The sequence below is a fragment of the Pseudomonas fluorescens genome (genome assembly GCF_900636825.1).
GTDB classification, from domain to species: domain Bacteria; phylum Pseudomonadota; class Gammaproteobacteria; order Pseudomonadales; family Pseudomonadaceae; genus Aquipseudomonas; species Aquipseudomonas fluorescens_BG.
This window is the reverse complement of record NZ_LR134318.1, coordinates 2,497,887-2,519,462: the sequence shown is the minus strand read 5'-3', so window position 1 is coordinate 2,519,462 and position 21,576 is coordinate 2,497,887. Positions and strand designations below refer to the sequence as shown.

The 21,576-nt window shown below is 60.9% G+C and carries 15 protein-coding genes and 1 pseudogene; 10 read left to right on the top strand and 6 right to left on the bottom strand.

The genetic code is table 11. From position 1 onward, the window contains the following. Positions 1–92: 92 nt before the first annotated feature. The 3 genes from EL257_RS11430 to EL257_RS11420 all read right to left on the bottom strand — a co-directional run bounded on the left by EL257_RS11430 (position 93) and on the right by EL257_RS11420 (position 7,156). Entirely contained in the window at positions 93–4,988 is a 4,896-nt protein-coding gene (locus EL257_RS11430) for an NAD-glutamate dehydrogenase (RefSeq protein ID WP_126362604.1), read from the bottom strand. Positions 4,989–5,466: 478 nt separating this feature from the next. Then, on the bottom strand, positions 5,467–6,861 hold the full coding sequence (locus EL257_RS11425) for a hypothetical protein (RefSeq protein WP_126362602.1): 1,395 nt from the start codon (positions 6,859–6,861) through the stop codon (positions 5,467–5,469). Between the two features lie 100 nt (positions 6,862–6,961). Further along, on the bottom strand, positions 6,962–7,156 hold the full coding sequence (locus tag EL257_RS11420) for a hypothetical protein (protein WP_126362600.1): 195 nt from the start codon (positions 7,154–7,156) through the stop codon (positions 6,962–6,964). Here EL257_RS11420 and EL257_RS11415 point away from each other — a divergent pair. The 10 genes from EL257_RS11415 to EL257_RS11370 all read left to right on the top strand — a co-directional run bounded on the left by EL257_RS11415 (position 7,155) and on the right by EL257_RS11370 (position 20,401). Beyond that, positions 7,155–7,508 carry a hypothetical protein gene (locus EL257_RS11415; protein ID WP_126362599.1) on the top strand — a complete coding sequence of 118 codons (354 nt, stop codon included), beginning with the start codon at positions 7,155–7,157 and terminating at the stop codon, positions 7,506–7,508. The two genes, EL257_RS11420 and EL257_RS11415, sit on opposite strands and share 2 nt — an antisense overlap. Before the next feature lie 344 nt (positions 7,509–7,852). Beyond that, positions 7,853–8,812, top strand: a complete 960-nt coding sequence (locus EL257_RS11410) for an AAA family ATPase (RefSeq protein ID WP_007913915.1) — start codon at positions 7,853–7,855, stop codon at positions 8,810–8,812. Positions 8,813–8,817: 5 nt separating this feature from the next. Further along, complete coding sequence (locus tag EL257_RS11405; RefSeq protein WP_126362597.1) at positions 8,818–9,762, top strand: DUF58 domain-containing protein; 945 nt, start codon at positions 8,818–8,820, stop codon at positions 9,760–9,762. Next, the gene (locus EL257_RS11400; protein ID WP_042606790.1) at positions 9,759–10,256 is read left to right on the top strand and encodes a DUF4381 domain-containing protein; all 498 of its coding nucleotides are present in this window, start codon (positions 9,759–9,761) and stop codon (positions 10,254–10,256) included. The genes EL257_RS11405 and EL257_RS11400 overlap by 4 nt, the downstream gene beginning before the upstream one ends. Then, positions 10,249–11,328, top strand: coding sequence for a vWA domain-containing protein (locus EL257_RS11395; protein WP_126362595.1), 1,080 nt, complete (start codon positions 10,249–10,251; stop codon positions 11,326–11,328). Before EL257_RS11400 ends, EL257_RS11395 begins: the two co-directional genes overlap by 8 nt. Next, positions 11,325–13,061: a vWA domain-containing protein gene (locus tag EL257_RS11390; protein WP_126362593.1), complete on the top strand. Its 1,737-nt coding sequence runs from the start codon at positions 11,325–11,327 to the stop codon at positions 13,059–13,061. Before EL257_RS11395 ends, EL257_RS11390 begins: the two co-directional genes overlap by 4 nt. After that, positions 13,058–14,689: a BatD family protein gene (locus tag EL257_RS11385; protein WP_126362591.1), complete on the top strand. Its 1,632-nt coding sequence runs from the start codon at positions 13,058–13,060 to the stop codon at positions 14,687–14,689. Before EL257_RS11390 ends, EL257_RS11385 begins: the two co-directional genes overlap by 4 nt. Positions 14,690–14,925: 236 nt before the next feature. Then, positions 14,926–16,170, top strand: a complete 1,245-nt coding sequence (locus EL257_RS11380) for an exonuclease SbcCD subunit D C-terminal domain-containing protein (RefSeq protein ID WP_126362589.1) — start codon at positions 14,926–14,928, stop codon at positions 16,168–16,170. Continuing rightward, positions 16,167–19,808, top strand: a complete 3,642-nt coding sequence (locus tag EL257_RS11375; protein ID WP_126362587.1) for an AAA family ATPase — start codon at positions 16,167–16,169, stop codon at positions 19,806–19,808. Before EL257_RS11380 ends, EL257_RS11375 begins: the two co-directional genes overlap by 4 nt. Continuing rightward, complete coding sequence (locus EL257_RS11370) at positions 19,805–20,401, top strand: glutathione S-transferase (protein WP_126362585.1); 597 nt, start codon at positions 19,805–19,807, stop codon at positions 20,399–20,401. Before EL257_RS11375 ends, EL257_RS11370 begins: the two co-directional genes overlap by 4 nt. 115 nt (positions 20,402–20,516) lie before the next feature. On the opposite strand, the pseudogene EL257_RS11365 reads toward EL257_RS11370, so the two are convergent. The 3 genes and pseudogenes from EL257_RS11365 to EL257_RS11355 all read right to left on the bottom strand — a co-directional run bounded on the left by EL257_RS11365 (position 20,517) and on the right by EL257_RS11355 (position 21,442). Next, a pseudogene (locus tag EL257_RS11365) lies at positions 20,517–20,775 on the bottom strand (hypothetical protein). Further along, on the bottom strand, positions 20,772–20,984 hold the full coding sequence (locus EL257_RS11360) for a hypothetical protein (RefSeq protein ID WP_126362583.1): 213 nt from the start codon (positions 20,982–20,984) through the stop codon (positions 20,772–20,774). Before EL257_RS11360 ends, EL257_RS11365 begins: the two are co-directional and overlap by 4 nt. Before the next feature lie 278 nt (positions 20,985–21,262). Beyond that, positions 21,263–21,442 carry a hypothetical protein gene (locus tag EL257_RS11355; RefSeq protein ID WP_126362581.1) on the bottom strand — a complete coding sequence of 60 codons (180 nt, stop codon included), beginning with the start codon at positions 21,440–21,442 and terminating at the stop codon, positions 21,263–21,265. Positions 21,443–21,576 lie beyond the last annotated feature (134 nt).

Genomic DNA, 21,576 nt, shown 5'->3' with positions numbered 1-21,576 from the left:
TGCGGCAGCTCCTACGGGGGCGATGTGAACCCATAAGATGTAAAAAAGCCCCGGCATCTTGCGATACCGGGGCTTTTTCATTCAGCCGCTACTTACGCCAGTTCTAGCTCGGCGTTAGCAGTTGCCGCAGGCACTACCGCTTGCCCGCTCAACGCCAGGTCCAGCAGTTCACGGTTGGCCACTGCATACATCGCGTAATCCGTGCCGCTTGCCGCGCGGATTTCCACCAGCATGGCACGCCAGCGCGAGATCATGCTTTCGTGCTGTGCCATCCACAGCGCCAGGCGTGCTTCCACTTCCTGAGTGCCGTCGCCCTGCTGCAGGACGGAGATTGTGATCGCTCGTTGCTGCCAGTCGACATCATCACGGAATGCTTCACGGGCCAGGGCCTGCCAGTTGTTTTCCACCGGCAATGCGCTGATCTGTTGCAGGTACCAGGTGATGTCCAGCGCGGAGCCCACAGCGAAGTAAGCCTTGGCCACTTCGGCCGGGTCCTGCCCGGTGACGTCAGCGGCTTCGATGATCGGCAGCAGCGTGTACAGGTGCGAAGTGCCCGCAACCATACGCGCCAGCAACTCCGGCACACCGGCTTCGACGTAAGCCTGATAACGCGCCTGCCAGTTTTCACGGATCTCGCCGCTCAGCAGTTCGTCGAGCTTCAGACCCAGCTCTTTCAGGTGCGGACCAAAGTGCGCGACGTCACGGGCAGCGTTCTGCTCGTTGCGACGGGCACGCAGGAACCAGCGCGTGGCGCGGCGACCCAGACGCATCAGCTCGTCCATCAACTCCAGTTGCACGTCAGCGCTGACCTGGTAGTCCAGCGCTTCAATCTGACGGAACCAGTGCGGGAGGTGGAAAATGTCGCGCACGATCACATAAGCGCCAGCCACGTTCGCCGGGCTCATGCCGGTCGACTCTTTGAGTCGTTGAACGAAGGTGATGCCCATGTGATTGACCAGATCGTTGGCGATCTGGGTGCTGACAATTTCGCGCTTCAGACGGTGACGACGCATGGCTTCGGAGAACTTGCTGACCAGGGTCGGCGGGAACGCCGTTTCCATGTCGCGGGTCAGGTAATCGTCGTCCGGCACCAGCGAGCCCAGCAGCTGCTCTTTGAGGTCGATCTTGCTGTAGGAGATCAGGACCGACAGCTCAGGACGCGTCAGGCCGTGGCCCTCAGCGATACGCTCGGCCAATTGCTCCTCGGTCGGCAGGAACTCGATGGCACGGTCCAGCTTGCCACGGCCTTCCAGATCACCCATCAGACGCTTGTACTCAGCGATGCGCGCGTAGGCACGACGCGCCGCCAACGACAGGGCCTGCGTCTGCTTGTAGTTGTTGCCCAGTACCAGATTGCCGACTTCGTCGGTCATGCTCGCCAGCAACTGGTTGCGTTGCTTGTCGGTCATGTCACCGGCCTGAACCACTTCGTTCAGCAGGATCTTGATGTTCACTTCGTGGTCGGAGCAGTCCACGCCACCGGCGTTGTCGATGAAGTCGGTGTTGGAACCGCCACCATTCAGACCGAATTCGACACGACCCAGTTGGGTCATGCCGAGGTTACCGCCCTCGCCCACGACTTTGCAGCGCAGCTCGTTGCCGTTGACGCGCAGTGCATCGTTGGCCTTGTCGCCGACGTCGGCGTGGCTTTCAGTGCTGGCCTTGACGTAAGTCCCGATACCGCCGTTCCACAGCAGATCAACCGGCGCCTTGAGCAACGCGTTCAGCAGTTCGGTCGGGGTCAGCTTGTCAGCCTTGATGTCGAAGCGTTCCTGCATCTGCGGAGAAATCGCGATGCTCTTCGCGCTGCGCGAGAAGATACCGCCACCTTCGGACATGATGCTGGTGTCGTAGTCGGTCCAGGCCGAACGCGGCAAGTCGAACAGACGCTGACGCTCGACGAAGCTGGTCGCCGGGTTCGGGTTCGGGTCGATGAAGATGTGCATGTGGTTGAAGGCTGCGACCAGTTGCAGCTTGTCGGACATCAACAAACCGTTACCGAACACGTCACCGGCCATGTCGCCGACGCCGACAACAGTGATGCTGTCTTCCTGAACATTGATGCCGCGCTCGCGGAAGTGACGCTGCACGCCGACCCACGCGCCTTTGGCGGTGATGCCCATTTTCTTGTGGTCGTAACCGGCCGAACCACCGGAGGCAAATGCGTCACCCAGCCAGAAGCCGTAGTCGATGGCGATGCCGTTGGCGATGTCGGAGAACGTTGCCGTGCCCTTGTCCGCCGCGACCACCAGGTACGGGTCGTCATCGTCGTGGCGAACCACGTTCAATGGCGGCACCAGTGCGCCGTCTTTCAGGTTGTCGGTGATGTCCAACAGGCCGGAAATGAAGATGCGGTAGCAGGCAATGCCCTCGGCCGCGATCTCGTCACGGCTGCCGCCCAGCGGCAGGCGACGCGGCAGGAAGCCGCCCTTCGCGCCAACCGGCACGATGACCGAGTTCTTCACTTGCTGGGCTTTCACCAGGCCGAGGACTTCGGTGCGGAAGTCTTCTTCACGGTCGGACCAGCGCAGACCACCGCGAGCGACGTTGCCGAAGCGCAGATGCACGCCTTCAACGCGTGGCGAATAAACGAAGATTTCGAACTTCGGTACTGGCTTCGGCAGCTCAGGGATCGCGTGCGGGTTGAATTTGAAGCTGAAGTACGACTTGTTCTGGCCGTTGGCGTCAGTCTGGTAGAAGTTGGTCCGCAGGGTCGCTTTGATCAGGTCAAGGTAACGACGCAGGATGCGGTCTTCGTTGAGCACCTGAACATCGTCCAGTGCCGTCAGAATCGCTTGTTCCAGACGCAGTTGCTTGTCTTCCAGATCGTCTTCGCTGAGTTTGCGCGCCAGATAGAAGCGGGTTTTGAACAACCGGGTCAACTCGCGCGCGATGTCGGTGTGGTTGTTCAGCGTGCTGGCGATGTAACCCAGATCGAAGCCCAGACGAATCTGCTTCAGATAACGCGCGTAGGCACGCAGCAGCGCGACGTCGCGCCAAGGCAGGCCGGCGGTCAGCACCAGACGGTTGAATGCATCGTTTTCGGCATCGCCGCGCACGATGTGGACGAACGCGTCCTGCAGGGTGTCGTTGAGTTGCTGGATGTCGAGATCCAGGCCTTCAGCGGCGGTGAACGCGAAATCGTGAATCCAGAACTCGCGGCCATTGGTGTGGCGCAGGCGATACGGGAACTCACCGAGTACGCGCAGGCCAAGATTTTCCAGAATCGGCAAGACGTCGGACAGCGCCAGCGGCGTGTCGGCGTGATACAGCTTGCAATGCAGCTCGCGCTGACCGGAAACCTGACCGAGCGGCTGATAGAAGCTCATCACCAACGGATTTTTTTCGTTGAGGCTCAGCAGGTGCTGCATGTCGACTACGGCCGAATGCGCGGCGAAACGCTCGCGATAACCTGCCGGGAAGCCTTTCGGGAAGTCTGCCAGCACGTTGGTGCCGTGGGCTTCGCCGAAGCTTTCGACCGTCAACGCAGCGTAATCGTCCTGCCAGCTGCGGCAGGCTTGCACGACTTCTTTTTCCAGCAGCACCGGGTCGATGTCGAGACGGTTTTTCGGGTCAACGCGCAGGATCAACTGCACGCGGGCCAGCACGGATTCGGAGAAGAACGTCCAGAATTCGCAATCGGAAGCCTTGAGGCGCTCCATCAGCACTTGCTGGATCTTCTGGCGAACTTCAGTGGAATAGATGTCGCGCGGCACGTAGGCCAGGCAATAGCAGAAACGACCGTACGGGTCTTTGCGCAGGAACACGCGGATCTTGTTGCGTTCCTGGATCTGCACGATCGACATCACCGTGGTGAACAACTCGTCAACCGGAGTCTGGAACAGGTCGTCACGCGGCAGCACTTCGAGGACCTGCGCCAGTTCCTTGCCCAGGTGAGCCTTGGACTGGAAGCCGGAGCGGCGCTCGATTTCTTCGACCTTGCGGCGGATGAACGGGATGACTCGCACGCTCTCGCCGTACACCGACGAGGTGTACAGGCCCATGAAACGATGTTCCTTGATGACTTTGCCGTCAGCGTCGATTTCACGGATCGACACATAATCCGGGTAAGCCGGACGGTGTACACGGCTCGGGTGCGCGGCCTTGGCGAACGACAGCAGGGTGGGTTCGCGCAGGTAAGCGACGGCGTAGTCTTCGATGCGCAGGTCTTCGTAGGTCAGGCCGTTGCGCAGCAGTTTGGTCAGGCCGAGGAAGGAATTGCGGTCATATTCGATATGGCCACCATCGGCCTGATCGGTGACCACGAATTCTTCGTAGCCAAGGAAGGTGAAGTGGTTGCCCACCAGCCATTCCAGAAAGCTTTTGATTTCGTTCTTTTCGTCGGCATCGATAGCGAAGGCGCTGGTGTCGAGCTTGGCGAGGATTTCCTGCACCTTGGCTTTCATTGGCTCGAAATCGGCGACCGCCACGCGAACTTCACCGAGAACCTGTTCCAGTTCTTTGCTCAGCACATTGAGTTCGGCCGCGTTGGCGCAGCGGTCGATCTCCAGATACATCAGCGATTCGTGCAGCACGCCTTCACCGGTGCTGCCTTTAGGCAGGATTTCCAGCAATTCGCCCTTGCTGCCACGACGCACGCTGAGCACGGTGGTCTGCAGAGTGTGGATGCTGTAGCCGCGGCGGTTGAGCTCGGTGCGAACCGAGTCGACCAGAAATGGCAGGTCATGGTGCAGGACTTCGACGGCGGTGTGGGTCGACTGCCAGCCATGACGCTCGTAATCAGGGTTGTAGACGCGCACTTGCGGTTGCGCGTGATCGAAGCGCTCAAGCAGGCGCCACGCAGAGAGAGTACAGCCAGCGAGGTCGGAGAGGCGACGTTGAGTCAGCTCGTCCAGGGAAATGATGCCGAAGAATTGTTCAGCGAACAGCGCCACTTGTGGCAGTGCCTGTTCACTGATGTGCTGCGCCAGTGCCGCTTGCAGTTGGTGCTGGAAGTCGGCTTTGCTGGCTGCGGTGAAGAACGCCATCTGTGGTACTCCGCTTAAGCTTGTTATTGATGGAAAGCGTCGCGTGCAACACCCCTTTCGGGGCTTGTGTCGCCCTGTTCCTGATTCTCGGGCAGAGGAAACAGGGAGACAGGTGGGTGAAGCTGGACGCGGCCCGAAGGTCACATTCACCTTCCATGAATGAGCATCTGCAAAAGCGACTGCCCGGTTTGCGGCAATGCCTTTACGGGTGCTCATCCGTTGCGCAGCTTAAAGGGTGCGACAATGTGTCTGCTTGCGGTGCTGCGACATATTCGGTCATTGGCACGTAAATGAAGGGTTTCGCCTGGTTCAACACTAGCAGGCGTGAGCTGAAACGCAGGCTCGACGCCCCGGTTTCACGGGACTTTCGTGCCAGAACGATGCTCGATGACGTTACATATCCGGAAACGAAAACCCTGAAGGCCCTTTAATCGACCCTGAGCGTCGCATCCGGTTCAGCGCCAGCGATTGACGCCGATCAGTCCGGCAACTCTTCGAAGGCCCTGAATTTGCTCACAGTGGCGCAGTCGTAGCACATCGTCTGCAGGATCTGCTTGTCCATGCTGGCGTCGATATTGCTCGAATCACACTCGCGGCAGAACAGGCGCAAATGGCTGACCAGATCGCTGTCGAACGCTAGGGCGCAAAAGAACTGCGGAACCAGTTCGTCACGCCAGTACATACCCGGCGATTTGGAAAAACCCGCACCGCAATCCCTGAGCACCACGTCATAAAGCAACCGCTGCATGGCCGTCTGCGGCACGCGGGGATCGCGATGGGCATTCTTGCGCCAGTTGCGCGCGAGCGCGTCCTGCGCCGTGCCCAGCATATTGCGCGGAATGGTGTTGGACGCATGGCTGCGTCCCTTGGAATTGCCGGTTGCATAGAAATGCGCGGCGTTTCTGACCGCAAGGCGGGCGAAGTAATACAGCTGACTCACGGAAAAGTCCTGCAGCAGCTGCCCGACCACTTCCTCGGCGCGGGCTTCGGCGGTGAAGGCGAAATCCACTTCACTGGCCAGCACACGGATGTATTGAATCGAATCTTCACGGGCCAGGCTGAAAATCAATGCATAGATCTCACTCTTCCAGGCCGCCTGAACATTGCCGGACAACTCCTGATATAGCGCGAGGTACAAATTCTCGCGCGTGCTGCGCTCCGGACCATCCAGCGTGACGTTGGGCAGCCAGCGAACGGCGCTGTACTCACGGATGCTGCAGCCCTCGGTGCGATCAAACGCCTTGATGTCGGACTCCGTTGAAACGACCAGCACCCCGCTTTCGTGGAGTCCCTTGAGCAATTCTTCGCAAGCCTCGTGGGTCAGGGCGAGCGGTTCTTCCCGGGATGGCGCATTCAACGGCGCAATCCATTCGACGTGCGCACCGTAGCCGTCGTCCAGCAAGGCAAGCAACGTCAGCTTCTGCACGAAGCCGAGGTTCGCGTATGGCACTGCCGGGGACGGCGCACCATGACGGGCCTCCAGCTCCAGACGATCACGCGCCGCCCGTGCCGCGACTTGCTGCTGGCGTAACTTGAAACATTCGCTGCAACTACACGTGGCGTGTCGACTATTGGCACCCGCAACGCTGTGCTGGTGCTCACAACGTACGCACTTGAACGGGTGTCGCAGCGCGACCGCAGTATCTCTTGCATGCCGGCGAACCCACATCGGTAAATCGCAGTAGGGACAACTGAGCTCGTCACTGACGATTGGAGGCAAGACCTTGAGCAGACTGCGAACCGTTGACGGAATCTTGAATTCGGCCATCAGCGCGGCAGTTTTCTCGCCATCCAGATAGCGCTGGTAGACCTGCTCGATCTGTTCGTCAGACAAGTGCCGGATTTCTTCGGCACGATCGAAATATTGAGGCATTGAAAGAGGTCCTTTTTTTCATTGGCGTGACGCAATCCGTTGCGTGAGAGCGGCGAAATTAACGGCAAACGCGTTGCGATCACAAGCGAAAACTCATGATTCAACCAAGATCGGCACTACTCGGAATTTGCCCTACGCTGTCGACGGATTTTTCCGCATCCTTGAGCGCAACGGGGTGAAGGATTTGTCCTTCTTTGCCACTTTTTGCACATACACGCAGCGCAAACGCCTGGAGACTGGCAAAATCGCGCCTTTGAATAGATTCAGCGCCGCCGCTGCCCAGGAAGCCTCCCATGCAAATGACCACCGCCCTACTCATCGTCAACCCATGCGATGACGAAGAAGACAACATGGCCATGCTCTGCTGCCACAGCGACAAGGGCGATATGTTCCTGATGAGTCGCTACCCGGACGAGGATGAACTGGAGATCACTCTGGATGGCGAGCCTTCGACGCTGGACGGGGTCAAGGTCACGCTGACGTCGAACCTGCTGAAGATCGAAATCGCGGCGGCGGACGCCGATGCGCTGAATGGGGATGATGTGCTGGAGATCAGCTTCAACCCGGATATGGTGGATATCGATGAGGTTGTTGAGACTTTGAAGAATATTCTCGATGGGACCGGGACGTTCATCAGCGAGGTTTGATGGCGCCTGGAAGGACCCTATCGCTGGCAAGCCAGCTCCCACAGGTTTCGGCGGCGTGCTTGCGATTGGTGCAACGCATCGGTCCCTGTGGGAGCTGGCTTGCCAGCGATAGACCCAGAACTGTCACCCGATAAATTTGCTGCTGGCAATGATCAAAAGATCGCAGCCTTCGGCAGCTCCTACAGGGGATCGCATTCCGACCGGAAAGCTGCCAAAAGCCGCGATCTTTTGCGCTTTTCTACAAAATGCCGTTAGTCGCCGCCCCCCGCGATGGATTAAAGTAACGCCCCCAGCCCCGGCGTTATTCGAACGCCCGCGGCCACCCTTTCCAGGAACAGTCACCGATGGAACATCGTGAAGCGCTGCTGGCGCTGCGAACCTTTCTTTCAACGCAGATTCTCGGCCAGGAAAAACTCATCGAGCGTTTGCTCATCGCCCTGCTCGCCGACGGCCATATGCTGGTCGAGGGCGCGCCAGGTCTGGCCAAGACCAAAGCGATCAAAGAACTCGCCGAGGGCATCGAAGCCCAGTTCCATCGCATCCAGTTCACCCCCGATCTGCTGCCGGCCGACATCACCGGCACCGAAATCTATCGTCCGGAAACCGGCAGCTTCGTGTTTCAGCAGGGGCCGATCTTCCACAATCTTGTGCTGGCGGACGAAATCAACCGTGCGCCGGCCAAGGTGCAATCGGCCTTGCTCGAAGCCATGGCCGAACGTCAGGTCAGTGTCGGGCGCAGCACCTACGAGCTGTCGCCGCTGTTTTTGGTGATGGCCACGCAAAACCCGATCGAGCAGGAAGGCACCTATCCATTGCCGGAAGCCCAGCTCGACCGTTTCCTGATGCACGTGAAAATCGGTTTTCCCGACGCGGCCGTTGAACGCCGGATCCTCCAGCAGGCCCGTGGCGAAGCCCTCAATGGCGAGACCAAACCCGAGCGTCGGGTCAGCCAGCAGGCGATTTTTGCCGCGCGCAAGGAAATCCTCGGTTTGTACATGGCCGACGCCGTGGAGGAATACCTGGTGCAACTGGTCATGGCCACGCGCAACCCGGCCAAGTTCGATCCGGAAATGGCCGAGTGGATCGCTTACGGCGCCAGCCCGCGTGGTTCGATTGCGCTTGATCGCTGCGCTCGTGCCCACGCCTGGCTGGCCGGACGCGATTTCGTCAGCCCGGAAGACATTCAGGCGGTGCTGTTCGACGTGTTGCGCCATCGCATCATTCTGTCGTTTGAGGCCGAAGCCGCCGGCATCGATCAGGACCGCGTGGTGCAGCGGATTCTCGACGTCGTCGCCGTCGCTTGACCCCCATGAACGCCGCCCTGCCCTCCGAACCCGGGATTCGCATCAGCCTCGCCGAACTGATCGAGATGCGTCACCGCGTGCGTGAGGTGCAACTGTTTTCCACGCCGAGTCAGCGCAGCCCGCTGATCGGTTTGCACCACTCGAAATTTCGCGGTCGCGGCGTCGACTTCGATCAGGTGCGCGTCTATCAGGCCGGCGACGACGTACGCACCATCGACTGGCGCGTCACTGCGCGCACCCAAGAGCCGCACACCAAGCTGTTCCACGAAGAACGCGAACGGCCGATCTTCATCATGGTCGAGCAAAGCACGCGGCTGTTTTTCGGCTCCGGGCTGATGTTCAAATCGGTGCTGGCGGCGCAGGTCGCAGCGCTGATCGGCTGGGCCGCGCTCGGCCACAACGACCGGGTCGGCGGGCTGGTGTTCGGCGACAACGAGCATTACGAAATCAAGCCGCGCCGCAGCAAACAGAGCCTGCTGCAATTGCTCAATCGTTTGGTCAAGGTCAATCAATCGCTGCACAGCGAGCGCGAGCCGGATCGCGATGCGTTCGGCGTGGCCTTGCGTCGGGCGCGAGAAGTGCTGCGGCCGGGCAGTCTGGCGATCGTCATTTGCGATGAACGTGCGCTCTCCGACAGTGCCGAGCAACAGCTGAGCCTGCTGTCGCGGCATTGCGATTTGCTGATGTTGCCGCTGTCCGATCCGCTCGATCACGCCCTGCCCGCCGCCGGCCTGCTGCGGTTCGCCGAGCGTGGCGCGCAACTGGAAATCGACACGCTGAACTTCGATCTGCGCCAGACTTATCGCGCTCAGGCGGAAGCGCGCATTGCCCGTTGGGAATTGCTCGCGCAGAAGCTGCGGGTATTGCTGATGCCGCTGAGTACGCAAAGCGAAATGGTCGAGCAGATGCGCGAGTTCTTGAACCCGCAGCGTCCGGGGAAAGGTCGATGAACGGCCTTGAGCAATTGCAACCGCTGATTTCGCCGCCGCCGATTGCCTTCTGGCCACCGGCGCCCGGCTGGTGGTTGCTACTTTTGTTGCTGCCGCTGCTGGGCTTTGCTGTGTGGAAACTGCGCCGTTTCATCCCGATGAAGAAACGCCCGGTGGTGCGCGCCGAGCAACCGCTGGATCCAGTGCGCATCGCCGCCCTCGCGGAACTGGCGCAGATGCCCAAACCGTACGATGGCGCACCGGCCGGCGCGTGGCTGCAGCAACTCAACGGCCTGCTCAAACGCCTGTGCCGCAACCATTATCCCTACAGCCAGAGCCACACGCTCAATGGCCGAAAATGGCTGGCATTTCTCGATAACCGTTGCCCCGCCGCCGGTCTGACGCGCTGGATGGTGCTGGTCGAAGGCGCCTACAAACCGGAATGCAAACTCGATGACAAAGCCATCGCCGGCCTGACCCAAGCGGTCGATACGTGGATTCGCAAACATGTTTGAGTTCGCCTGGCCGTGGATTTTCTTGCTGTTGCCGCTGCCGTGGCTGATGCGTCTGGTCTTGCCGGTGGCCGACAGCGGCGAGCCGGCGTTGAAAGTCAGTTTCCTCGCCGATCTCGAAGGCCTCGCCCGCCGCCGCGCCCGCGCCAACTTGCCGGCCTGGCGGCAGCAGGCGCCGTTCATTCTGCTGTGGCTGATCCTGCTGATCGCCGCCGCCCGCCCGCAATGGCTCGGCGAACCGTTGCCGATTGCCGCCAGTGGCCGCGATCTGCTGGTGGCGGTGGATGTATCCGGTTCGATGGATTTTCCCGACATGCAGTGGCAGGACGAAGAAGTCAGTCGGCTGTCGCTGGTGCAGCATTTGCTCGGCGACTTCCTTGAAAGCCGTGATGGCGACCGCGTCGGTTTGATCCTGTTTGGCAGTCAGGCCTATCTGCAAGCGCCGCTGACGTTTGACCGGCGCACCGTGCGCATTTGGCTCGACGAGGCGCGGATCGGCATTGCCGGCAAAAATACCGCGATTGGCGATGCCATCGGTCTGGCCTTGAAACGCCTGCGCCTGCGTCCGGCGCAAAGTCGTGTGCTGATTCTGGTCACCGACGGTGCCAACAATGGCGGCGAAATCAATCCGCTGACCGCAGCAAAACTCGCTGCCAGCGAAGGCGTCAGAATCTACCCGATCGGCATCGGCGCCAATCCCGAGGACAGCGGCTCGACCGGCCTGCTCAGTGTGAACCCGAGCCTTGATCTGGATGAACCGGCGCTCAAGGCAATCGCCGAAATCACTGGCGGCCAGTACTTCCGCGCCCACGACGGCTTGGAGCTGCAAGCGATCAAGGACACCCTCGACCAACTCGAACCGGTGACACAGCAACCGACCCAGGCGCGCCCGGCGCAAGCCTTGTATCACTGGCCTCTGGCGCTGGCGCTGTGGTTGAGTCTGTTGCTGGTCGTCCGCGAACTGTGGCCGGACAATCCGCTGCAACGCTTGTTTACCAAGCAACTGTATTTGCAAAGTCCACTGCCGGACTGGCGTGAGCGCTTGCAGCGTTTGCGTCTGCGGAGGCGCCGATGATCGCGCTCTGGCCGCACTGGTTCCGCCCTTGGTGGCTGTTGCTGTTGCCGCTGCTCGGCTGGCTGATCTGGCAACTCTGGCACCGACAGAAACGCGCCGGTCGCTGGCAGATGATTCTGCCGCCAGCATTTCACGCTGCGCTGCTCAGTGGCGGCAGTGGGCGCCAGAGCAAACTGCCGTGGATCGCCCTCGGCGTGGCTTGGCTGCTGACCATCCTGGCCTTGCTCGGGCCGAGCTGGGAACGCGTCGAACAGACCAGCCAAAAACCCGCCGATCCGCTGGTTGTCGTGCTCGAACTGACCCCGGAGATGCTCGCCACCGACTCGCCACCGACACGGCTCGAACAGGCGCGACGCAAGCTGTTCGATCTGTTGCAGGCGCGCAGCGACGCGCAGACCGCCATCGTCGTATATGCCGGCAGCGCGCACACGCTGGTGCCGCTGTCGGATGACCTGGCGACCAGTCGCAACCTGCTCGACGCGCTCAAGCCGTCACTGATGCCGGAAAGCGGTCACCGCGCCGACCTGGCCGTGAGCAAAGCGTTGGCGTTGCTCAAGCAAGGCGCGCTGGGTCAGGGACGGATTCTGTTGATCGGCTCGTCGCTCAATGAAGAAGAACGGCGCGGTATTCGCCGCGCTCTGAATGGCGAGTCGACGCAACTGCTGATGCTCGGCATCGGCACCGCTGAAGGTGCGCCGATTGCCCAGGAGGACGGCAGCTTCCTCAAGGACGAGCAAGGCGCGATCCGTGTGCCGCAACTTGACAGCCCCGGTCTGGCGACTTTCCTCAACAGCGTCGGCGGCGAGTACCATCCGGCGCGTCTCGACGAAGGCGATCTCGGCGCCCTTGGTCTGCTCAATGGCCCGCGCAGCCTGCGCGACGACGGCCAGACCGTGCGCCTCGACACCTGGGCCGATCAGGGTTATTGGCTGCTGTTGCCGCTGCTGTTGCTGGCCGCTTGTGCCGGACGCCGTGGTTGGCTGTTCTGTCTGCCGCTGCTGTGGTGCCTGCCGCAACCGAGCTACGCTTTCGATTTCGAAGACTTGTGGTTGCGCCCGGATCAGCAGGGTTTGCACCTGCTCAAGCAGAAACGCCCGGCCGAAGCCGCGCAGCATTTTGAAGATCATCAGTGGCAAGGGGTGGCGTTGTACGAGGCCGGCGACTACAGTGGCGCCGCCCAGCGTTTCGCCGAGGGCAGCGATGCCCGCGCCCACTACAATCGTGGCAACGCCCTGGCGAAAAGCGGTGAGCTGGAAGCGGCGATCGACGCCTATGAACAGGCTTTGGAGCTGCAACCGGATCTGCGCCCGGCGCAGACCAACAAGGCGCTGGTGGAAAACCTGCTGAAGCAGAAAAACGCCCCGCCGCCGCCCGAACCGGACAACCAGCCAAACGAAGAAAGTCTGCGCGGCGATGAGCCTTCGCCTACCACCGCGCCCCCGCCGGCGGTGAGCAGCGAAACCCAGAGCGAGGCGCAAGCGACCGAGTCGGCCAGCGAACCGCCGCCAACCGCCCCGCCGCTGCCAGGCCCCAACGAGGTACCGGGCAGCACCGAGGAAGAAGAAACCGACACCGTGCCGACGCTGCGCCCGAGCGAGAACAATCTCGAGGGCGAACAGCGTCAGGCGCTGGAGCAATGGCTGGGGAAGATTCCGGACGATCCGGGCGAACTGCTGCGCCGCAAATTCTGGTACGAACAGCAACAACATCAGGATCAGGAAAACACTCGATGACCCGCTTCACCGCTCTCTTGCTGCCCCTGCTGATCTGCACGGCCTCTGCTCAGGCGGCCGAGCTGTCGGCCAGCGTGGATCGCAGTCGCCTGAACTCCGGCGAGACGGTCGAGCTCATCCTCGAAACGGACGACGTCACCCAGTTCGGCAAACCTGACCTGTCGGCGCTGGAACCGCTGTTCGAGGTGCGCGGCACGCGCCAGGTCAACCAGCTCAACACCCTTAACGGCGACAACCGCGCGACCACGCGCTGGATCATCACTTTGCTGCCGAAAGAGAACGGCAGCGTGGTCATCCCGCCCTTGCAGTTGGGCGAAGCGCAGAGCCAGCCAATCACCGTGCAAGTCATCGCCAGTGACAACCGCGAAGACAAGAACGGCCTAGATCCAGTGTTCATCGAAGCCAGCCTCGATCAGACCAGCGTCTATGTGCAGGCCCAGGCCATTTTGACTCTGCGCATCTACCACTCGGTGTCGCTGTATGACGACAGCAGCCTGAGCCCGCTGCAAATCGCCGATGCGCGCATCGAACAGCTCGGCGACACGCGCACCTATGAAAAAGACATCAATGGCCTGCGCCACGGCGTGATCGAAATGCGCTACGCGATCTATCCGCAACACAGCGGCCTGCTGACGATCGCCCCGCAAACGTTCAGCGCCACGCTGGTCGATACGGCGCCGTCACAGGATGCCTCGGGGCCGAAGCCAGGCAAACTGATGCGTGTCAGCTCCGCGTCGATCCCGCTGACGGTGAAACCGAAACCGCTGACCTACCCGGTCGATGCACCATGGTTGCCGGCGCGCAGCCTCAGCCTCAGCGAAAGCTGGAGCCCGGAACCGGACCACACCCAGGTCGGCGACTCCCTGACCCGCAGCCTGATATTGAAAGTCGAAGGTCTGGCCAGCTCGCAATTGCCGGCCCTGCCCGCCACCGACGTCAACGGCCTGCGCCGTTACCCCGACCAACCGGTGCTGAGCAACCAGAGCAGCGATCGGGGCATCGTCGGCAGCCGCGAAGAACGCGAAGCGCTGGTGCCGAACCGCAGTGGTTTGATCGATCTGCCAACCGTCGACGTGGTCTGGTGGAACACCTTCGAAGACCACCTCGAACACAGCAGTCTGCCCGCGCGCACCCTGCAAGTGGCGAACAACCCGAGCCTGCAAATCGACACCCCGGCCGGCACCCTGCAACCAAGCACGGCAGACAACGACACCCTGTGGTGGTGGAAACTCAGCACCCTGATCCTCGCCTGCACCACCCTCCTCGGCTTCGGCCTCTGGTGGCGCGCGCGCTGGCAACCGGCGATCCACCGCGCCGCGCAAACCGGCCCGAGCCCACGCACGTTAATGGATGACATCAAACGCGCCAGCCAGGCCAACGACCCGCATGCCACGCGCCAGGCGTTGGATGCGTGGGCGCGGCAGCAACCGGAAACACTGGCGGACATGGCAGCGCGGTTCGTGCCGTTATCGGATGCGCTGGATGGGTTGAACGGCGCGCTGTATAGCGAGACCGGGCAGCATTGGCAGGGTGAGGATTTGTGGCGGGCGATTCGCACTATTCCTGCCGCCGAGCGCGTGCAGGATCCCGTGGGTGAGAGTGGCTTGCCGCCGCTTTATCCTAAGTAAAAGCAAAAGATCGTCTGATCGCGGCCCGCGCCTTCGGCAGCTCCTACAAATTATGTGCAGGAGCTGCCGAAGACTCGGGCCGCGAGCGGACGATCTTTGGATGTTGAATCGTCGAAATGACCTGCGGCGTACCGCTGGGACAAGCCCCACCGGTGCAATAATCTGTAAACTCTCCCTCATTTCGCCGCCCTATCATTCCTCGCGGCCATCACCTCTTTTCTGTAGCGGAGTTCACCTTGCGTCTGTTTCACACCTCCGACTGGCACCTTGGGCAAAACCTGCACGGCCAGGAGCGCGATTTCGAGCACGCGTGTTTTCTCGATTGGCTGCTGCGCCAGTTGCAACTGGCGCAGCCGGATGTGCTGCTGATCGCCGGGGACATCTTCGACACGGTCAATCCGCCGGTGAAATCCCAGGAACGCCTGTACGATTTCATCGTCAGCGCTCACGAACAGCAGCCGCTGCTGACCATCGTAATGATCGCTGGCAACCATGATTCCGGCTCGCGGATCGAACTGCCCGCGCCATTGATGCGGCGGTTGCGCACCCATGCGTTGGGCCGGGTTTTGTGGCTCGATGACGGGCAACTGGATGCCGAACGCCTGCTGCTCCCGTTGCCGGATAAAACCGGCGAAATTGCCGCATGGTGCCTGGCGCTGCCGTTCCTGCGGCCGGCCGAGGTGACCGGCGCGCATCTTGGTGACAATTATCTGCGCGGCATCGGCCAGGTGCATGAATGGCTGATCGAAGCGGCCAACGCCAAACGCAAGCCGGGTCAGGCGCTGATCGCCATCAGCCACGCGCACATGGCCGGCGGTTCGGTGTCGGAGGATTCCGAGCGCAGCCTGATCATCGGTAACGCCGAAGCCTTGCCCGCGAGCCTGTTCGGCGAAAGCATCAGCTATGTCGCCCTCGGCCATTTGCACAAGCCGCAGAAGGTCAACGGCGAGGAGCGCATCCGCTACAGCGGCTCGCCGATTCCGCTGTCGTTTTCGGAGATCGGTTATCAGCATCAGATCCTCGACGTCGTCCTCGACGGCGAAACGCTTGTCAGCGTCGAGCCGAAAATGATTCCGCGTTCGGTCAATCTGCAACGCATCGGCCCGGCGCCTCTGGTCGAAATTCTGCTGCAACTGGCAGATTTGCCAAATATCGACCTGCTCGCCGAAACCCAGCGTCAGCCCTGGCTGGAAGTGCGCGTGATACTCGACGAGCCACAGCCCGACCTGCGTCATCAAGTGGAAAACGCCCTGCAAGGCAAAGCCGTGCGTCTGGTGCGTATCGCCGCTGAATACGCTGGCAACCGCGGTGCCGATGGCAGCAATGACGGTAGCACCTTGATCGAACTCGACCAGCTCACACCGCAGGAATTGTTCAGCCGTGCCTGGCTCGACAACTACGGCAACGAGGTCGACGAACAGACGCTGAAAGACTTCGCTGAACTGCTGCAGGACGTGCAAATGGAGGGCGAGCAGCCATGAAAATTCTCGCCATTCGTTTGAAAAATCTTGCCTCGCTGGCCGGGCCGTTTGAAATTGACTTTACCGCCGAACCGTTGGCCAGCGCGGGTCTGTTCGCGATTACGGGCCCGACCGGCGCCGGTAAAAGTACCCTGCTCGACGCGTTGTGCCTGGCACTGTTTGGCGCCGTGCCGCGCTTGAACAACACCGGCCGCGACGCCAAAGTCCCGGATGCCGACGGCGAGATCGCCACTGGCGATCCGCGCACGCTGCTGCGTCGCGGCACTGGCGAAGGCTATGCCGAAGTCGATTTCGTCGGTGTCGACGGGCGCCGCTATCGCGCGCGCTGGGAGGCCAACCGCGCCCGCGAAAAGGCCGGTGGCAAGTTGCAGATCAGCCGCCAGAGCTTGCGCGACATCGATCAGGATCAACTGCTCGCCAGCCAGAAAGGCGAGTACAAAACTCAACTGGAAGCCGCGCTCGGTCTGAACTTCGAACAGTTCACCCGCGCGGTGCTGCTGGCCCAGAGCGAGTTCAGTGCGTTCCTCAAGGCTGACGACAACGACCGCAGCGAACTGCTGGAAAAACTCACCGACACCGCGCTGTACACCCGCCTCGGCCGCCGCGCGTTCGACAAAACCAAAGAGGCCCGCGAAGCGCACAAGCTGTTGCAGGATCAGGCCACCGGCGTTACGCCGCTGACGCCGCAAGCGCGCGCCGAACTGGACGAGCGCTGCGCCGCCGCACAGCAGCAAATGAAAGCGCAACAGGCGCAGCTCAAACAGCTCGAACAACAGCACAGCTGGCTCAAGGATTTGCGCCTGTTGCAGGATTCGCAGCAAGCCGCCACCGAGCAATTGCACAGCGCGCAGCAGCAATGGCAAGCGCTGGCCGGCGAACGGGTCAAGCTGAGCCAACTGGAGCAACTGGCCCCGCAACGGCACCAGTTCGCCCGCAAAACCGAACTCGACACGCTGCTGACGCCGTTGGCCGCGCAGATCACCGCGCACACACAACAACACGCCGAACTGAACGAGCGCCAGACGCAACTGGAGCAAACTCTCGAGACCGCGAAAGTCGCCCTGAGTCAAGCGCAACAACGACAAAGCGAGAACTCGCCACTGTTGCGTCAGGCCTTCGAGGAACAGAGCACCCTCGCTCGTCTGGTTAAGGAAGTTGCACAGAGTGCCGAAACCAAGCTCGCGGCGCAGCAAGCCTGCAACGACGGCCAGAATGCCATTCAGGCCTTGCAGGAAAAGCAGAGCGAGGCCGCCGAACGCTTGCAGCGCATCGCCAGCGAGCTGGAGCAAAGCGCTCATCTGGCGCCGCTGAGCGATGCGTGGAATGCCTATCGCGATCGCCTGCAACAACTGATGCTGATCGGCAATCGCTTGAATAAGGGCCAAACGGAACTGGCGAGCCTCGAAGACAGCGCCGCTCGCAGCGCGCAAGCCCTGACCGCGCAGAAACAGCAACTGGAAGTGCTGTTCAAGGAGGCTGATGCAGAGCCCGATGCCGTCGCCGAACAGATCGGCCTTCTCGGCACACTTCTGCAAGACAACCGCAAGCAACTGCGCGCGTTCGAAGATCTGTCGCGCTTGTGGGCCGCTCAGCAGGACCTCGACAAGCGCAGCGCCGAACTGCAACAACGCCAGCTCAGCGCCCAGCAGGAACGCGAGCGTTTGACGCAGGACGGCGTCAAAACCAAAGCCGAACTGACTGTCGCCGAACAAACCCTCAACGTCACCCGCGAGTTGCTCGAGCGCCAGCGTCTGGCGCGCAGTGCCAGTGTCGAAGAGCTGCGTGCGCAGTTGCAGGACGATCAGCCCTGCCCGGTCTGCGGCAGCAACGAGCATCCGTATCATCAGCCCGAAGCGCTGCTGCAAAGCCTCGGGCGCCACGATGAAAGCGAGCAGGCCAACGCACAGCAGATTGTCGATCAGCTCAAGGAAAAGCTCATCGAATTGCGTGCCGAAGTCGGTGGCGTGATCGCGCAGCAGAAAGAGCTGCTACAGCAACAGGAGCAAGTGGCAGAGCAGCAACGAGCCTTGGCGCCGAGCCTCGAGGCGCATCCGCTGGCAGCGCAGTTGCTCAATCAGGACGCGGACAAGCGCGACGCCTGGCTGACCCGGCAAAACGAGCAACTGAACCAGAGCATCAGCCAGGACGAGCAGCGCCAGAGCGCCCTGCTCACCCTGCAACAGGAAGCCGCGCGCCTGACCCAGCAACTGCGCCAGGCGGAAACCGCGCATCAGCAAGCCACGCAGCAATTGAGCAACCAGCAGCGCGAACTGAGCAGCGACCGTCAGCGTCTCGACGAAGAACTCGCCGCGTTCGCCAGTCTATTGCCCGCTGACACCCTCGAAGCATTGCGGCATGAACCGGCCGCAACCTTCATGCAACTTGATCGGCAGATCGCCGAGCGTCTGGCTCAGCTCGATCAGCACAAGGAAGAACAAGCCGAACAACTGCAGCGCCAGCAGACGCTGGAAAAGCAACAGGACCGTCAGCAGACCCGTGCGCAGCAGTTGCACAGCGCCCAAGCGCAACTCAACGCACTGACCGAGCAGCAGCAGACTTGCCAACAGCAACTCACGCAACTGCTCGGCGAACACAGCAGCGCCGAGCAATGGCAGCAGCAGCTCGAACACGCGGTCGAACAGGCGCGCGGCAGCGAAGCCAGCACCGCGCAAGAACTGCAAAGTGTGCGGACGCAACTCGTCCAGATCGGTGCTGAACTCAAGGCGCAGCAGGAACGCTTGCAAGCGCTGCAAACCGAAGATCAGGACCTGCACGGCAAGCTTGCCGACTGGCGCAGCCGTCATCCGGAGCTGGATGATCAAGGTCTTGAATCGCTACTGAAGGTCGACGATGCGCAACTCACCGAGCTGCGCCAGCGTTTGCAGCACAACGAAAAAGCCATCGAACAGGCTCAGGTGTTAGTGCAAGAACGCGACCAGCGTCTGCTCGATCATCAGGCGCAGCACAACGGCAACCTTGATGCCGAACAATTGGCCAGCGCCCTTGCCGACCTGCAAAACCAGTTCGCCGTCAGTGAGCAGCAATGTGCTGAACTGCGCGCCGAGCAGGTCGAGGACCAGCGCCGGCAAAATGCCAATCAGGCATTGGCGCAGCAGATCGCTGAGGCTTATGCCGAGTATCAACGTTGGGCGCGGCTCAGTGCCCTGATCGGCTCGGCCACCGGCGACACCTTCCGCAAGATCGCTCAGGCCTACAACCTCGATCTGCTGGTGCATCACGCCAACGTGCAGCTGCGTCAACTGGTCAAACGCTATCGCCTGAAACGCGGCGGCAGCATGCTGGGTTTGTTGGTGATGGACACGGAAATGGGCGACGAATTGCGCTCGGTGCATTCGCTGTCGGGCGGCGAGACGTTCCTGGTGTCGCTGGCCTTGGCATTGGGTCTGGCATCGATGGCCTCGAGCACGCTGAAGATCGAGTCACTGTTTATCGACGAAGGCTTTGGCAGCCTTGATCCGGAGTCGCTGCAACTGGCGATGGATGCCCTCGATGGCTTGCAGGCCCAAGGCCGCAAGGTCGCGGTGATTTCTCACGTGCAGGAAATGCACGAACGAATTCCCGTGCAGATTCAGGTGCAACGTCTGGGCAACGGTTTGAGCACGCTGGAGGTGAAATGAACACGCTGTATTCCTTCCGCCGCTGTCCGTACGCCATGCGTGCGCGGATGGCGCTGCGTTATTCGGGCGTAGCGGTGGACATCGTTGAGGTCAGCCTCAAGAACAAACCGGCGCAAATGCTGACGCTATCGCCCAAAGGCACGGTGCCGGTGCTGAATGCGGATGGTGTGGTGATCGATGAGAGTCTGCAGATCATGCGCTGGGCGTTGGCGCAGAATGATCCGGATGACTGGTTGCTGAGCAGCGATTCTTTTGCGGCGCTGTGGATGGAGAAGCTGATACAGGGTAACGATCAGATCTTCAAAATAGCGTTGAATCGTTACAAGTATGCCGAGCGTTATCCTGAGCAGCCGATGGAGGCTTATCGGGCTGAAGGGGCGCTATTTCTGCAGAAGCTGGATGAGCTGCTTGAAGGACGCGATTATCTGCTGGCCGATCATCCGAGCCTCGCCGACATCGCCCTGCTGCCGTTCGTCCGGCAGTTTGCTCATGTGGATCGCGAGTGGTTTGCGCAGACGCCGTATATTCGCTTGCAGGGGTGGTTGCAGCGGTTCCTCGAGTCCGAGCTGTTCACGTCGATCATGAAGAAGTGACCCGACTTGCCTGATCGCTCCAGCGCAGAGCGTGGGAACGATCAAGCATCTTGTTTATTAAAAAATCAAAAGATCGTCCGAAGGCGGCCCGAGCCTTCGGCAGCGCCTACAGGGCTCATGCCAATGCCCGGCACATGCCGAGCGCCATGCAATCCACTTCAAACGGGCCGAGAAAATCGACGGCTATCCTGGCGGGTGGATTGCCGGCCAGCAGCCCCAGCGTGTTCGCCCGTTCGATGTTATGTGCGATGCTGTGATTCGCCTCTATGGCCCGGGCCAGGCCGCCCACCGAGCCTTGACCAAAATCCCAGCAATGACGCGCCGTTGGTCATCAGCGCAAGGCTGGCGATGACCCAGAGTCGGTAACCTTTCATGCGCCGCCGACTCCCGCGAGTTCAGCCCGATCGACCATTACGCTTTGCGAGCGCAGTTCGAACTGAATGCCTGGGTGGGCGACGTCGATCGGAGCGTCGAAGTTGTGCTCCATCTGCGCGCCGATGCTGACGATCAGCACCACGGCCAGGTACAGACCGATGGCCAGGTAGGCGCCGCGTTTGGCGGAAGTGAGGATTGCGCTGGCCATGGTGTTCTCCCGTGGGCAAGCTTCGATGCCCACAGAATCAATCAAAAAAGCCGCGCCAACCACTCAGGGTTTGCCATAGTAAACATCAGCTTCGTTGATTATTTAGCCGCTCTATTTGCTAGCGAGAGAAAACCTATGAGAGCAGAACGCGCACGCGCGTAGGAGCTGCCGAAGGCTCGGGCCGCGTTCGGACGATCTTTTGATTTTGAAAAACAAGATCAAAAGATCGTCCGAACGCGGCCCGAGCCTTCGGCAGCTCCTACAGGGGAACGGTGTGCTCAGGCTTGGGTTTTGTGATCCAGCGCGGCATAGAAGTTGGCGCTTTGTTGGAGGTATTTCTGGGTGTAGCTCTGGGCATGGGATTTTTTGCTGGCGATTTCGACGTTGGCACTGGCTGGCAATACCACGGTGGCGGAGATGGCGGAAGCGGCGATTACGGAGAAGAGATTGAAGTTCATGGCGGTAACCCTCGTGTTCGTTTGGTTGGTTTGCCCGGTTGGGCCGTGAAACAAACGTAACGCTCGAGGGCTGCTCGCTTGAAATCTTTTGTAGCATTAGCCGTTATCAGTGTAATTAATACAATGATGCAGGC

Bases quoted from the DNA above. Each gene is read 5' to 3' on its own strand.
- EL257_RS11410 (WP_007913915.1), top strand. From the start codon at position 7,853: ATGGAACATCGTGAAGCGCTGCTGGCGCTGCGAACCTTTCTTTCAACG.
- EL257_RS11415 (WP_126362599.1), top strand. From the start codon at position 7,155: ATGCAAATGACCACCGCCCTACTCATCGTCAACCCATGCGATGACGAA.
- EL257_RS11400 (WP_042606790.1), top strand. From the start codon at position 9,759: ATGAACGGCCTTGAGCAATTGCAACCGCTGATTTCGCCGCCGCCGATT.
- EL257_RS11420 (WP_126362600.1), bottom strand. From the start codon at position 7,156: ATGGGAGGCTTCCTGGGCAGCGGCGGCGCTGAATCTATTCAAAGGCGC.
- EL257_RS11425 (WP_126362602.1), bottom strand. From the start codon at position 6,861: ATGCCTCAATATTTCGATCGTGCCGAAGAAATCCGGCACTTGTCTGAC.
- EL257_RS11395 (WP_126362595.1), top strand. From the start codon at position 10,249: ATGTTTGAGTTCGCCTGGCCGTGGATTTTCTTGCTGTTGCCGCTGCCG.
- EL257_RS11360 (WP_126362583.1), bottom strand. From the start codon at position 20,984: ATGGCCAGCGCAATCCTCACTTCCGCCAAACGCGGCGCCTACCTGGCC.
- EL257_RS11430 (WP_126362604.1), bottom strand. From the start codon at position 4,988: ATGGCGTTCTTCACCGCAGCCAGCAAAGCCGACTTCCAGCACCAACTG.
- EL257_RS11355 (WP_126362581.1), bottom strand. From the start codon at position 21,442: ATGAACTTCAATCTCTTCTCCGTAATCGCCGCTTCCGCCATCTCCGCC.
- EL257_RS11390 (WP_126362593.1), top strand. From the start codon at position 11,325: ATGATCGCGCTCTGGCCGCACTGGTTCCGCCCTTGGTGGCTGTTGCTG.
- EL257_RS11405 (WP_126362597.1), top strand. From the start codon at position 8,818: ATGAACGCCGCCCTGCCCTCCGAACCCGGGATTCGCATCAGCCTCGCC.
- EL257_RS11370 (WP_126362585.1), top strand. From the start codon at position 19,805: ATGAACACGCTGTATTCCTTCCGCCGCTGTCCGTACGCCATGCGTGCG.
- EL257_RS11375 (WP_126362587.1), top strand. From the start codon at position 16,167: ATGAAAATTCTCGCCATTCGTTTGAAAAATCTTGCCTCGCTGGCCGGG.
- EL257_RS11385 (WP_126362591.1), top strand. From the start codon at position 13,058: ATGACCCGCTTCACCGCTCTCTTGCTGCCCCTGCTGATCTGCACGGCC.